This window comes from Ruegeria sp. R14_0, assembly GCF_017743975.1.
GTDB lineage: Bacteria > Pseudomonadota > Alphaproteobacteria > Rhodobacterales > Rhodobacteraceae > Ruegeria.
In genome coordinates this window covers 651,902-665,550 of the sequence record NZ_JAGHRC010000001.1, presented here as the reverse complement: position 1 = coordinate 665,550, position 13,649 = coordinate 651,902, and the positions used below count along the sequence as shown (strand labels likewise).

General features: G+C 61.2%; 12 protein-coding genes. 6 read left to right on the top strand and 6 right to left on the bottom strand.

All coding sequences use genetic code 11. From position 1 onward, the window contains the following. Window positions 1–102: 102 nt before the first annotated feature. A complete protein-coding gene (locus tag J7416_RS03305; RefSeq protein WP_209223025.1) occupies window positions 103–1,089 on the top strand; it encodes a GlxA family transcriptional regulator in 987 nt (328 codons plus the stop codon). 69 nt (window positions 1,090–1,158) lie between these two features. Here J7416_RS03305 and J7416_RS03300 read toward each other — a convergent pair whose 3' ends face one another. From J7416_RS03300 to J7416_RS03290, 3 genes are read right to left on the bottom strand one after another with little or no spacing between them, the layout of a single operon-like run. Then, the gene (locus tag J7416_RS03300) at window positions 1,159–2,205 is read right to left on the bottom strand and encodes an aldo/keto reductase (RefSeq protein WP_209223023.1); all 1,047 of its coding nucleotides are present in this window, start codon (window positions 2,203–2,205) and stop codon (window positions 1,159–1,161) included. A gap of 37 nt (window positions 2,206–2,242) precedes the next feature. Further along, window positions 2,243–2,701, bottom strand: a complete 459-nt coding sequence (locus J7416_RS03295; protein ID WP_209223021.1) for a DNA polymerase III subunit chi — start codon at window positions 2,699–2,701, stop codon at window positions 2,243–2,245. 4 nt (window positions 2,702–2,705) lie between these two features. Continuing rightward, window positions 2,706–4,172 carry a leucyl aminopeptidase gene (locus J7416_RS03290; protein WP_209223019.1) on the bottom strand — a complete coding sequence of 489 codons (1,467 nt, stop codon included), beginning with the start codon at window positions 4,170–4,172 and terminating at the stop codon, window positions 2,706–2,708. Window positions 4,173–4,412: 240 nt separating this feature from the next. Between J7416_RS03290 and lptG the strand changes: the two genes are divergently transcribed. The 5 genes from lptG to rsmA all read left to right on the top strand — a co-directional run bounded on the left by lptG (window position 4,413) and on the right by rsmA (window position 10,808). Further along, entirely contained in the window at window positions 4,413–5,513 is a 1,101-nt protein-coding gene (gene lptG, locus J7416_RS03285) for an LPS export ABC transporter permease LptG (protein WP_209223017.1), read from the top strand. Further along, on the top strand, window positions 5,513–7,675 hold the full coding sequence (gene lptD / locus J7416_RS03280; RefSeq protein WP_209223015.1) for an LPS assembly protein LptD: 2,163 nt from the start codon (window positions 5,513–5,515) through the stop codon (window positions 7,673–7,675). The genes lptG and lptD overlap by 1 nt, the downstream gene beginning before the upstream one ends. Further along, window positions 7,666–8,919 carry a peptidylprolyl isomerase gene (locus tag J7416_RS03275; protein WP_209223013.1) on the top strand — a complete coding sequence of 418 codons (1,254 nt, stop codon included), beginning with the start codon at window positions 7,666–7,668 and terminating at the stop codon, window positions 8,917–8,919. Before lptD ends, J7416_RS03275 begins: the two co-directional genes overlap by 10 nt. Then, a complete protein-coding gene (gene pdxA, locus J7416_RS03270) occupies window positions 8,916–9,881 on the top strand; it encodes a 4-hydroxythreonine-4-phosphate dehydrogenase PdxA (RefSeq protein ID WP_209223011.1) in 966 nt (321 codons plus the stop codon). Before J7416_RS03275 ends, pdxA begins: the two co-directional genes overlap by 4 nt. An 84-nt stretch (window positions 9,882–9,965) precedes the next feature. Then, window positions 9,966–10,808, top strand: a complete 843-nt coding sequence (rsmA, locus tag J7416_RS03265; protein WP_209223009.1) for a 16S rRNA (adenine(1518)-N(6)/adenine(1519)-N(6))-dimethyltransferase RsmA — start codon at window positions 9,966–9,968, stop codon at window positions 10,806–10,808. 62 nt (window positions 10,809–10,870) lie between these two features. Here the strand turns inward: rsmA and J7416_RS03260 are convergent, their stop codons facing one another. The 3 genes from J7416_RS03260 to prfA all read right to left on the bottom strand — a co-directional run bounded on the left by J7416_RS03260 (window position 10,871) and on the right by prfA (window position 13,590). Next, entirely contained in the window at window positions 10,871–11,452 is a 582-nt protein-coding gene (locus tag J7416_RS03260; RefSeq protein WP_209223007.1) for a DUF4167 domain-containing protein, read from the bottom strand. 240 nt (window positions 11,453–11,692) lie between these two features. Beyond that, on the bottom strand, window positions 11,693–12,538 hold the full coding sequence (prmC, locus tag J7416_RS03255; protein ID WP_209223005.1) for a peptide chain release factor N(5)-glutamine methyltransferase: 846 nt from the start codon (window positions 12,536–12,538) through the stop codon (window positions 11,693–11,695). Beyond that, window positions 12,535–13,590 carry a peptide chain release factor 1 gene (prfA, locus tag J7416_RS03250; protein ID WP_209223816.1) on the bottom strand — a complete coding sequence of 352 codons (1,056 nt, stop codon included), beginning with the start codon at window positions 13,588–13,590 and terminating at the stop codon, window positions 12,535–12,537. The genes prmC and prfA overlap by 4 nt, the downstream gene beginning before the upstream one ends. Between the last annotated feature and the right edge of the window lie 59 nt (window positions 13,591–13,649).

The following is a 13,649-nucleotide window of genomic DNA, read 5'->3' as shown; positions in this document are numbered from 1 at the left end:
CCCTGACTTATCCTCAGGCTTCTCCCCGGATTCCGATTTGCGTTCACCCCCGACTCTGACGCAGCCTTGTGAAAACACTTGCCAGAATGCGAATCGAACTTGATGAAATCCGCAAAAAACATATTGCAGCCTGAACATCGCGCCCTGAAAACAGCGGTGCTGGTTCTGGACGAATGCAACACGCTCAGCTTCGCATCCGCCGTGGATCCAATGCGCGCCGCAAACCGGCTGGCGGATCGACCGGCATTTGACTGGGATTACGTGACCGCGACGGCCGAACCTGCGATGCTGACCAGTGCGCTGATGGTTCCCGGCATTCCTCTGGCCCGCTTGCAAAGCTGCGACCTGATGATCGTCGTCGCCGGGTTTCAACTGGCCCGCCACGCAACCCCCAGCCTACTGGCCGGTCTGCGCCGTATCGCGGCCACCGGCGCCACCATGGCCGGGATCGATGGCGGCCCTTGGCTGCTCGCCGAGGCCGGTCTGCTGAACGGCCACGCAGCAACCACGCACTGGGAAGACCTGGACAATTTCGCCAACCGCTTTCCAGAGGTCGACGTACGCCCCGACCGGTTTACGGTATCTGAAAACCGCCTGACATCGGGCGGTGCGATCCCCGCGGTCGAGATGATGCTCCATATCATCGCCGCGCGACATGGTGCCGGTTTTGCCGCCCGGGTCTCGGGCCTGTTTCTGTACGACGGCGCGCCCAGCCCAACCAAGCCGCAGAGCCGCACAGGCGCTCCACATCGGCACACTGCCCTGACGGCCAAAGCAAACTCCCTGATGGAGTCTTCCCTGGAAGACCCCTTGCCGCTGGCCGACATCGCCGAAACGCTTGGGACCAGCCCCCGCACCCTTCAGCAGCAATTCCGCCTGCGCCTGAACACCACTCCACAGGATCACTACCTGCAACTGCGTCTGGCCGAGGCCCGCCGCCTGGTTACCGATACAGACATGCCCCTAATGGACGTGGCGCTGGCCACTGGCTTTGCCTCACAATCCAGCTTTGCCCGCGCGTTTCGTACGGCGCATGGCCTTTCTGCCCGCGACCTGCGTCAGGACCGCACGCTGCCCACCCATCACTAACGGGATCTGCTTCATCTGGCCAAAAATATCCCAGGGGAGCCGCGCGCAGCGCGGCGGGGGCGGCGCCCCCTAGAATGGCATGGGATGCGCGCGATGCGCCTGACCAATCTCGGCCAGAACCTCATCTGACAACCGCAGGTCTTTCCCGGCAAGGATGTGTTCCAACTGGGCCACGGTCGTAGACCCGAAAATGGCCGACATCATGAAGGGCCGCGTCCGGCACCAGGCCAGCGCCATATGAACCGGGTCCAGTCCATGTCGTTCCGCGACCGCCAGATAGGCATCGACGGCACCAAACACGCGCTCATACTTGCGTCCGCCCATGGTGGGTACCAGATCCATGCGCGATCCCTTGGGCACCGCCCCGCCTTGATACTTGCCCGTCAGGAACCCGGCCCCAAGCGGAGAGAACGCCATCAGGCCCACATCCTCATGCACGCTCAGTTCGGCCATATCCGTGTCGAAGTGACGGCACAGCAAGGAATACTCGTTCTGAACAGATGCCACGCGCGGGGTGCCCATCTGCTCGGCCAGGCGCAGCCATTGCGCGGTGCCCCAGGCGCTTTCGTTCGACAGACCAAAAGCACGGATGTTGCCCTTGTCGACCTGCTGCTGCAGTGCCTCAAGGCATTCCTGCATGTTCTCCAACACTTCGTTGGTATTGTGCCCGGACGGCGCATAGTCCCAGTTCTGCCGGAACATATAACTGCCGCGGTTGGGCCAGTGAAACTGGTAAAGATCAATGCACTCCGTCTGCAACCTACCCAGCGAGCCTTCGATCGCCACGGGGATTGTCTCTGCCGAAATCGCGGCTCCGTCGCGCGCGTGCATGAACCCCGCGCCGGAGTGCTTGGTGGCCAGAATGTACTCATCCCGTCGCGCCTTGTTGGCGGCGCTCCAGTTTCCAAGAATCTCTTCGGTCCGCCCGACCGTCTCTTTCGACATCGGGTTGACCGGATACATCTCGGCCGCATCCACAAAATTGATCCCGGCGGCCAGTGCCATGTCCAACTGCCGGTGCGCGTCCGCTTCGGATGTCTGGGTGCCGAATGTCATTGTACCCAGACACAGGTCGCTGACCTCGATACCGGTGCGGCCCAAAGGCTTCATGTCCATCTGTCACTCTCCTGAAATCACTTGTAAGGCCTGACGCTCAGGCCTCGGCTTTCTTTTCCCAACGGCCCGTCTCCTCGGACCAGTATTGTGCCGAACACCCCGCGCCGGTCAGCGCTTTCCATTGTTCACGCGCGTGCTGGACGGCTTCCCCATCATTGCCGTCAAACAGAATGCAAACGCGGTCGAGTTTGTTGACCTCGTCAGGCTCGACCGACGCGCCGTCCACCGCCATGACGCAGGTCGGGTCATTGGCAGCCTGCGCCTCGGTCGTCAGCAGAATAGGTTGTGCTGCATCATGCGGGCCACCGGTCCGACCATGTGGCAGAAAGCCCTCCTCGGGTCCCAGCCACAGTTTTTCATCCAACCAATCCATCCGTGCGGGATCAGTGCCCCGCACGGCAATCTTCCACCCGGCCTGCCGCGCCTTGTCCAGCAGCACCGGCAAGGTGTATTCCAGTGGCTGGCGGGTCAGGTGGTAGAAATAGACGGCCCCCATGTGCTTACTCGAAATTGTCCTGCACAAAACGGCTGAGCGCGCGTACACCCCAGCCGGTCGCGCCTTTGGGCGCATAGGACGTCTCGGACGAGACCGAGGCCACACCTGCGATGTCCAGGTGAATCCACGGCGTATCCTCTTTCACGAAGCGCTGCAGGAACTGCGCAGCCGTGATCGAGCCTGCCGGACGGCCCCCCACGTTCTTCATGTCGGCAATCCGCGATTTCAGCTGTTTGTCATAGGCGTCACCCAAAGGCATCCGCCACGCGCCTTCATCCTCGGCACCCGCGGCTTTCAGGAAGGCGTTGCAGAACGTGTCGTTGTTCGAAAAGACACCGGCATTCTCATGGCCCAGCCCGATGATGATTGCACCGGTCAGAGTGGCCAGATCAATCATACCCACAGGTTGGAACTGTTCCTGCGCGTACCACATCACGTCGCACAGAACCAAGCGGCCCTCGGCATCGGTATTGATGATCTCGACCGTGTCGCCTTTCATGGATTTGACCACATCACCCGGACGGGTGGCGTTGCCAGACGGCATATTCTCGACCAGACCCACCAGCCCCACTACATTGGCCTTGGCTTTACGCTTGGCCAGCGCCCGCATAGTACCCGCGACAACGCCCGCACCGCCCATGTCCATGGTCATGTCTTCCATGCCGCCCGCTGGTTTGAGCGAGATACCACCGGTGTCGAACACTACGCCCTTGCCGACAAGAGCCAACGGCGCGTCATCCTTGTCGCCACCATTCCACTGCATCACCACAACCTTCGAGGGGCTGACCGAGCCTTGCCCGACGCTCAGCAGTGTGCGCATGCCCAGCTCGGCCAGCTTGTCTTCCTCCAGAACTTCGACCTCAAGCCCCAGCTCTTTCATCTCATCCAGCCGGTCGGCGAATTCGGTGGTGGTCAGCACGTTGGCCGGTTCGTTGGTCAGGTCGCGCGTCATGCGCACACCGTCGGCCACCGCGTAGAGCGGTGCAAAGCTGGCCTCGACCTCATCGGCCTTTTGGTGGCTGATGGTGAAGGCACCGGGCTGATCCGCCTCTTTGGACTTGTGCGCGTCAAAGTCATAGCTGCGCAGCGCAAGCCCCATCGCCAGATCTTCGGTACGGACCTGATTTCCGGCCATGACCAGCACAGGCCGGCCGTCCGCCAACTTGGCCAGTTTGGCCCCTGCCTTGCGCGCTTCGGCTGGATCGGGGCGACGGTCCAGGATCAGAATGTCCAGCGCCTCGGCCGCCATGCCGCTGGGCCAGGCCAGCGAGACCACATCCCCCGCTTTGACCTTTTCGAACCGGTCGCTTTCAACCAGACGGGCAATCGCGCCGCGGGTCAATCGGTTGGCGCGCCGCACAGCCGGACCCATTTTGGCCTCGGGTGTTACGATGACGACAACGCGCCCCTCGGCCTGTGCCATTTCATCCACGTCGAAAGCCTGAAAACGGATCGGTACAAGACTGCTCATTGCAAACTCCTCAAAATCAGTTCCCCAAGACCTAGCCCGCGCCGCGCGCCTTGACCAGATAGCAGTTTTCCCCGGCCCGCATTTGCATTACAGTCCCGGAAAAAATCCGACAGGCTCGGGGGAGAAGATCTTGGCAAGACAGGGCAGGCATAGGCCGTCACGCACATGGGTGCGCTGCGGTGATTCTGGTCTGTACCCGGCACTGAACCGGTTGAAAATTTGCGTTGCGGAGGGTCCCGCGTGATCCTCGACCGTTATTTCGCCCGCCGTTTCGTTCAAAGCTTTCTGGTTATCGGCGTTATTTTTCTGACTCTGATGATTCTGATCGACCTGATCGAGCAGGTCCGCCGCTTTGACGAAGTAAACCTCTCGTTCGGCCAATTGCTGCAACTGACCTTGCTGAACACACCCGCCGCGATCAGCGAGATGCTGCCGCTGCTGATTATTCTGTCCACAATCGCGTTGTTCATCGGGCTGGCCCGCAGTTCCGAGCTGGTGGTGACCCGTGCCACGGGACGGTCGGGCATCCGCGCCCTTTTGGCGCCCGTGGTCATTGCATTGATCATCGGCGCGATGGCGGTTGGCCTGTTGAACCCAATCGCTGCGGCCACGTCCGAGGAGTACAAGCGACTGGCCGAAAGCTACAAGAACGACGGCGGTTCAACCCTGTCGATCAGTGCCGAAGGGCTGTGGTTGCGTCAGGGCTCGGCCAATGGGCAATCAGTGATCCACGCGCGCGAAACGTCGAACGGGGACACATTCACGCTGAACGAAGTCACGATCATAACCTTTTCCCCGGACGGAACACCGATCCAACAGATCACGGCAGATCAGGCCGATCTTGAGGGCGGTACATGGGTGCTGAGCAACGCCAAGATCTGGTCATTGGAAGACGGCGTGAATCCCGAAACCCACTCAAAGGAACACGCGCGGCTTGAAATCCCGACATCGCTGACGCGTCAGCGGATCCTGGACACGCTGGGCGAGCAGGATTCTGTATCCATCTATGATCTGCCGGAACTCATCCGCGATCTGCGCGAAGCGGGGTTTTCGACCAAGCAATACGAGGTCTGGCTGCAGGTCCAGCTGGCCCGCCCGCTGTTCTTGATGTCGATGGTTCTGATCGGTGCCGCATTCACCATGCGCCATGTGCGTTTCGGCGGCACCGGGATCGCCGTTCTGACCGCCGTATTGCTGGGCTTTGGCATCTACTTCATTCGCAACTTTGCCCAAATTCTGGGGGAAAACGGTCAATTGCCTATCTTTGTCGCGGCCTGGGCCCCGCCCTTTGCAGCCATTCTTCTCTCCCTCGGCCTTTTGCTGCACGCGGAGGACGGCTGATGCGGATTTTAACCGGCTTGCTGCTATCCGGTGCCGTCGCACTGGCAATGCCTGCAGGCACTTTGGCCCAGTCGCAACCCGCCACAAACGCGCCCCAAAGTACCGCGCAAGAGGATCAACCGGCCCTTCTGGTCGCCGACCGCATCTTTATCACGCCCGAGCGCAATCTGGTCGCCGAAGGCAATGTCGAGGCGTTCCAGGGTGACACTAAAGTCACCGCGTCACGCATCACATACGACCGAGAGACCGGCAATCTGTCGCTGGAGGGGCCGGTTCGCATTGATCAGGGTGGTGCCACGACCTTGCTGGCAGATTCGGCCGAGTTGGATGACGGCATCATGAACGGCCTTCTGATCGGCGCGCGCATGGTGTTTGATCAACAGGTCCAGATCGCTTCGGTCCAGGCCACGCGGGCCAGTGGGCGCTATACGCAGTTCAGCAAAGTCTCGGCCACATCGTGCCACGTCTGCGCCAATGGCAAACCGCCAATCTGGCAGATAAGGGCGCGCAAGGTGACGCATGATCAGCTGGAACGTCAGCTGTATTTCGAAGGGGCGCAGTTTCGCCTTCTGGATGTGCCGGTCTTCTACCTGCCCTACCTGCGCCTGCCTGACCCGACACTGGAACGGGCCACCGGCTTCCTCGTCCCGTCGCTGCGCACGACATCGCAGCTGGGTACGGGGCTGCAGGTGCCGTATTTCATCAAAATGGGCGACCACAAAGACCTGACCCTGACACCCTATCTATCGTCCAAAACCCGCACGCTGGGGTATCGTTATCGACAGGCATTCAGACGCGGGCGGATCGAGTTCACCGGCGCATTCACCCGCGATGACCTGCAACAAGGCGAGGATCGCGGCTATTTGTTCGCCAATGGTTTCTTTAACCTGAACAACGACTTCCGCTTACTGTTTGATCTAAAGACAACGTCTGACAACGCCTATCTGGCCGATTACGGCCTGCCCGACTTTGACCGCCTGCGCAGCGAGGTGGCGCTAGAACGTATCAAACGCGATACCGCCTTCCGCACCAGTTTTATCCACTATAAATCTTTGCGCGACAGCGAAAATGAAGAAGAGATTCCGTCGCGTATCTTCGACCTCTACTTCCAAAAACGCTACTTCCCGACCTCGGTCGGCGGTGAAGTGCGTCTGGGCTTTGTGACCCACACCCACAAGCGCACCAGCGATGAGGACATCGTGGGCCGCGACGTGGCGCGCGGAACATTTGATGCGCAATGGCTGCGCAGCTGGACATTTGCCTCGGGTTTGCGTGCTGACGCGCAGCTTGGGACGTCGGTGGACACCTTCAATATCCGTGACGACAGCCAGTTTCCTGATCGCGTGACACGGGCCACGCCGCGCGCGGCGCTGACGCTGCGGTATCCCATGAGCCGACGCGAGACCTCCGGCGCGATACAGGTTCTTGAACCCATCGCGCAGATTGGCTGGACGCATGTGACGGATCAGGACGTGCCCAATGACGAAAGCACCTTTCAGGAATTCGATCAGGGTAACCTGCTGTCCCTGTCCCGCTTTCCGGCACCCGATCGGCGTGAAGATGGCACGACAGCTGTTTTCGGGCTGAACTGGTCGCGCCAGGCCCCCAATGGATGGCGGGCACTGGCCACTGTCGGTCAAGTCTTTCGTTCGACCGCGGACCCGAACTTTAACCTGACCTCGGGCCTTCAGGGCACCGCATCTGACATCTTGCTGGCGGGTCAGCTACAGACAGCGAATGGCTGGTCCCTGGCGGGCCGCGGTCTGTTGAACGGCGACTTTAGCTTTGCCAAGGCCGAGGTGCGCGCCGCTTGGGTTGGGGAAAACGCTGATGTTGTCGGCAGCTATGTCTGGCAAGAGCCGGACCCGGCGGAAAACGTGGATGACGAGATCTCCGAGATCTGGGTGGACGGGCGTTACCGTGTGGATCAGAACTGGCTGACAACGGCGCTGGCACGATATGACTTTAGCGAATCCGAACCGATCCGCTATGGGCTGGGGATTACCTACCAGAACGAATGTGTGCGGGTTAACATGACTGTCAGTAGACGATTTACCTCGTCATCAAGTATTGAGCCTTCGACAGAATTCGGGTTTACCGTTGCCCTGACAGGTTACTCCGTCGAGGGTGGCGGCCAACAGTACAAGAGAAGATGCAGTTGATTTCAGGTTTCTCCCGATTCATTCGTTCCGGTTGGCTAAAACCGGTCGCACCGGCGCTGGCTGCCGTTCTGGTGACCCTCTCCGGCGCGCAGGTGCAGGCGCAAAGCCTGTTTTCGCCTGCGATCAAGGTCAATCAGGACATTGTCACCTGGTACGAGCTTGAGCAGCGTCAGCAATTCCTGTCAGCACTGGGCGCACCCGGCGCGACCGAGGCCGAAGTTCGCGAAGCATTGATTGACGAACGGCTGCGCAAGCAAGCCATGCGCGAGGCTGGAATCGAGGCCGCTCCTGAAGATATCCAAGTGGGTATTGACGAGTTTGCCGCCCGTGGTCGACTGTCGACGGACGAATTTCTGAATTTGCTGGCTGATGCTGGGGTTTCACCTGAAACCGTGCGGGACTTCGTTGCCGATCAGTTGTCGTGGCGCGACTTTGTCAGCGCGCGCTTTCTGTCGCAGGCCCGTCCCAGCGAGGATGAGATCAACCGCGCCATGGGTCAGGCAGGCAGTGGCGGGCTTCAGGTCCTTTTGTCCGAGATCATCATCCCGGTGACACAGCAGACCGTTGCGCAGGCCGAATTGCTGGCCGAGGAAATCGCGCTTTTGGAAGGGTTTGACGCCTTCTCTGCGGCTGCGACCCAATACTCCGCTGCCGGCACGCGCAATGACGGCGGACGATTGGAATGGCTGAACCTGACCGATCTGCCCCCTGCACTGCAGCCGGTGATTCTGGAACTGAAAAACGGCGATATCACGCAGCCGCTTTCACTGCCCAATGCTATCGCATTGTTCCAACTGCGCGGATTGCGAGAGACCACAGCCAGCGCCCCACGCTATTCCAAGATCGATTACGCCGTCTACAACATGGCGGGTGGCCGCAGCGCCGAAACCCTGGCTCGCGCCGCCAAACTGCGCGAAGAGATCGACACGTGTGATGACCTGTATGGTATCGCCAAGGATCAACCGGCTGGGGTTCTGCAGCGGGTCGACGCCAGCCCATCCGAGATCCCGCGTGATGTCGCGATTGAGCTGTCCAAGCTGGACCTGAACGAAGTCTCGACAACGCTGACCGGCAACAATGGCCAGACGTTGAAGTTCCTGATGCTGTGCACCCGCACGCTGGATCGCGGCGAGGACACCTCACGCGTGGATGTGGCCAACGCCCTGACTCAGCAGCGCCTGCAAGCCTTTGCTGACAGCCTGATCGAACAGATGCGCGCCGACGCCACGATCATCGAGCAATGAGCGCGCCCATCGCGCTCAGCTGCGGCGATCCGGCGGGTATCGGGCCCGAGATCGCCGCCAAAGCCTGGGCGGAATTGCGCGTCTCCTGCCCGTTTTTCTACATCGGGGATGCTGCACACCTACCTGCGGATACCCCCGTTCAACGGATCGACAACCCGGCAGCGGCCACCGAAATCTGCGCGACCGCCCTGCCCGTATTGCAATTGGATTTTCCTGCCCCGAACACGCCAGGGCAGCCCGAACCGGCCAACGCACCCAGCGTGATTGATGCCATCGAGACCGGTGTCAATCTAGTCCAATCCGGCGCGGCATCGGCACTTTGCACGGCGCCCATCCACAAAAAGGCGCTGATCGATGGGGCCGGGTTCGCCTATCCCGGCCATACCGAGTTTCTGGCTGCACTGGCCGGGCAAAAACGCGTCGTCATGATGCTGGCGAGCGATCAGTTGCGTGTGGTCCCCACCACGATTCACATCCCGCTGTCGCGCGTTCCCTCCGAGCTCACCCCCGAGCTGCTGCGTGAAACCATCGCTATCACGGTCGAAGGTCTGCGAAATCAGTTTGGCATTCCACATCCACGCATCGCGGTTGCCGGGCTGAACCCGCATGCTGGCGAAGGTGGGAAGATGGGGCAGGAAGAACTCGACTGGATCGCGCCACTGATTGCGGAATTGCCCAACGATTCGTATCTGGTGACCGGCCCCCATCCGGCAGACACATTGTTCCACGCCGCCGCGCGCGCGCAGTACGATGCGGCGGTCGCGATGTACCACGATCAGGCGTTGATACCTATCAAAACGTTGGATTTCGACCGGGGTGTGAATGTGACCCTGGGCCTGCCATTCATACGCACCTCGCCGGACCATGGCACGGCTCTGGACATTGCCGGCAACGGAATCGCCACCCCCACCAGCCTGATCGAGGCGCTGAAACTCGCCCAGCGGATGGCGCAGGCCTCTTGACCCTTCACCTGGCTGAAAATATCCCCGCCGGAGGCAAAAAATCTCTGGCGCTCACCCATCCACACGCGCCACGGTAATCGGATCATGAGCGCAATCGACACCCTTCCCCCCCTGCGTGAGGTCATCGCGACCCACCAGCTTTCAGCGCGCAAGTCGCTGGGGCAGAACTTTCTGCTGGACCTCAACCTGACCGCCAAGATCGCAAGGCAAGCAGGCGATCTGACCGAGTGCGACGTGCTCGAGATCGGCCCTGGCCCGGGCGGCCTGACCCGTGGCCTGCTCTCCGAGGGTGCGCGCAAGGTCGTGGCCGTTGAAAAAGATACCCGCTGTATCGCGGCTCTGAACGACATCGCGGCGGCCTATCCCGGCCGGCTCGACGTGATCAACGGGGACGCACTGGAAATCGACCCGCTGGCACATCTGACGCCGCCGATCCGCATTGCCGCCAATCTGCCTTACAATGTGGGCACCGAACTGCTGGTCCGCTGGCTGACCCCGCCCAATTGGCCGCCGTTTTGGCAAAGCCTGACCCTGATGTTCCAGCGCGAGGTTGCCGAGCGGATCGTCGCGCAACCGGGCAGCAAGGCTTACGGCCGGTTGGCCATTCTCGCCCAGTGGCGGGCCGAGGCGCGCATTGCCATGTCCTTGCCACCCGGAGCGTTCACCCCGCCACCCAAAGTTTCCAGTGCGGTGGTGCACCTCACCGCCCTGCCGGAACCACGCTATCCGGCTGATGCTGCCACGCTGTCGCGTGTCGTCGCCGCCGCGTTCAATCAACGCCGCAAGATGTTGCGTGCGTCGTTGAAGGGCCTGGCCCCCGATATCGAGGACCGTTTGCAAGCTGCGGGCATCAAACCGACCGAACGCGCCGAGCAAATCCCGCTCGAGGCGTTCTGCGCCCTAGCCCGCGAAGTTCAAAAAAGCTGAGCTACAACGAAAAAAGCCCCGGACCAGGATCCGGGGCTCTTCGCTAAATTCTGGTGCCGAGATTACTCGGCTGCTTCTGGCGCATCGCCGTCGCCTGACGGAGTGCCTTCAGCCGCCGCTTTGGGCTTGCGGGTGCGTGGGCGGCGCGGCGCTTTTTCCTTTTTCGCTGGTGCGTCTGCCGGCGGCGACTCCACCGGGCTTTCCGGGGTTTCGACCAACCCGGATTCCGGCGCAGAAGCCTCGGGCGAGAAATCCATCACGTCGGGCTGCGGCGCTTCGGCAGGATCGGCCTGACGCGCGGCGGCTTCGCGTTCCTGACGCTCGGCGCGTTCGCGGTCGCGCTCGGCCTGCCGCTCGCGGTTCTGACGCTCCTGTTCTTCGCGACGCGCTTCCATCTCACGCTGCGCCTCGCTCAGCAGGCGCAGGTAGTGTTCTGCGTGCTGCTGAAAGTTTTCGGCGGCCACACGGTCGTTGGACAGCTGGGCGTCGCGCGCCAGCTGGTTGTATTTGTCGATGATCTGCTGGGGCGTACCGCGCACCTTGCCTTCTGGACCCGAGCTGTCAAAAACCCGGTTAACGACGTTACCCCCAGAAGGGCGATTGCGGTTGTTCTTGGCCCGCGAGCGGGATTTGGAAGATCTCATCTTACTTTACGTCAGCCTTGTCATTCGATGCCGATCTGTTCGCGTCCTGCACTGCTCAAAGGCTTTAGCCGTCACGCGATGTCGACTTTTTTGGGCTTGGCGTCAGGGGCCCGCTGAAACAGCGTCAACCTCTCCGACTGATCCTGAGTAAACACGTCCTGCGCGTGCAGACAAGGGGGTTGTCCAAAATTTCGCAGCTTTTTTACATCATTCGGCGCTTTTCGGCGTCAGGTTGCCAGCTTATTGGGGCATTCTGGCAAAAACCACGCGATCACGACCATCCAGATCAGGAATGATCCGAGCGGCCGTCAAACCGGCCGACTCGAACAAAGCTGCGACACTGCGTCCCTGCGATGGGCCGATTTCCACCAGCAAGCGCCCTCCGGGCAGCAAAAAGTCCGGCGCGCCAGCCGCAATGTGCCGATATGCGCCCAGACCGTCGCCCTCGTCCGTCAACGCCATGCGCGGCTCGTGCTCACGTACTTCGGGCGAAAGTGCATCCATTTCGGCCAGAGAAATATAGGGCGGATTCGAGACGATAAGGTCGAACTGCCCCTCAACGCTTTCGAACCAGTTGGATTGCAGAATCTCGACGCGGTTCTGCACATGATGCTGCACTGCATTGGCGCTGGCCTGCAAACAAGCGGCCTCGCTCAGATCGACGCCCACGCCTACCGCACTGGTCCGTTCGGCAAGCAGTGTGATCAGGATACAGCCAGACCCGAGCCCCAGATCCAGAACATGATCAAACGGCTCGCTCAGCGCGGCTTCGATCAGCGTTTCGGTTTCAGGGCGCGGGTCCAATACGTCGCGACTCACCCGGAACCGGCGGCCATAGAATTCGCGTTCGCCCAACAAATGTGACACAGGCACACGAACAGCGCGCAGAGCGATCAGTTGATCATAGCGCTCGGCGATCTCGGGCGACAATTCCTCGGGGGCGATCAGGGTCACGCGGCTGGCCTCAATCCGTGCCGCATGGGCCAGCAAAACCCGCGCGTCCCGCGCCGGATCGTCAACACCCGCCGCCCGCAGACGCGCTGTGGCGGCGACCATCGCCTGCGCTGCCGTCAAAGCCGCGATCATTGCGCCATCTCGGCCAGCAACCGAGCCTGATCGTCCGCGGTCAGTGCGTCGATCACCTCATCCAGATCACCCTGCATTACCTGATCCAGCTTGTAGAGCGTCAGGTTGATGCGGTGATCGGTCATGCGGCCTTGCGGGAAGTTATAGGTTCTGATCCGTTCTGACCGATCCCCCGACCCCACCTGACTGGCCCGGTCGGCGGATCGTTCGCTGTCGATCCGCTGACGTTCCATATCGTATAGCCGTGTCTTGAGCACCTGCATCGCGATCTCGCGGTTGCGGTGTTGGGATTTCTCGGAACTCGTGACCACCAGACCCGTCGGAATATGCGTGATCCGCACGGCCGAGTCGGTGGTGTTCACGTGCTGCCCGCCTGCACCCGAACTGCGCATGGTGTCGATACGGATGTCATTCGCGTCGATCTGGATGTCCACATCTTCGGCCTCGGGCAGCACCGCGACCGTCGCGGCCGAGGTATGAATCCGCCCGCCGCTTTCGGTTTCGGGCACGCGCTGCACCCGGTGCACGCCGGATTCGTACTTCATCCGGGCAAAGACGTTCTCGCCCTTGATATGGGCGACGACCTCTTTGATCCCGCCCAGATCGGATGCCTGCTCCTCGATGATCTCAAACTGCCATCCGCGCGTCTCGGCATAGCGCTGGTACATGCGCAGCAGATCGCCTGCGAACAGCGCGGCCTCATCCCCGCCGGTTCCGGGGCGGATTTCCAGCATGGCCGGGCGCGCATCTGCTGCGTCCTTGGGCAGCAACGCCAACTGCAAGGCATGTTCAGCCTCGGGGATGCGCGCCTGCAGCGCAGGAATTTCCTCTTCGGCCAGTTCCTTCATGTCAGGATCAGCCAGCATCGCCTCGGCCTCGGCGAGATCGGCCACCAGCTGACGCCATGCCATGATCTGATCGACCACCGGCTTGAGGTCGGAATACTCTTTTGCCAGCACAGCGATGTCCCCGCCCGAGGCGCCATCGGCCATGGCGGCTTCGAGGTACTGGAATCGCTGGGTTATCTGTTCAAGACGTTCTTCGGGGATCATCCCGGCGGTGTCTATCAATCCGGGCCTTTGGTCAAGGCCCGTCCGTGTGCTAGGTTACT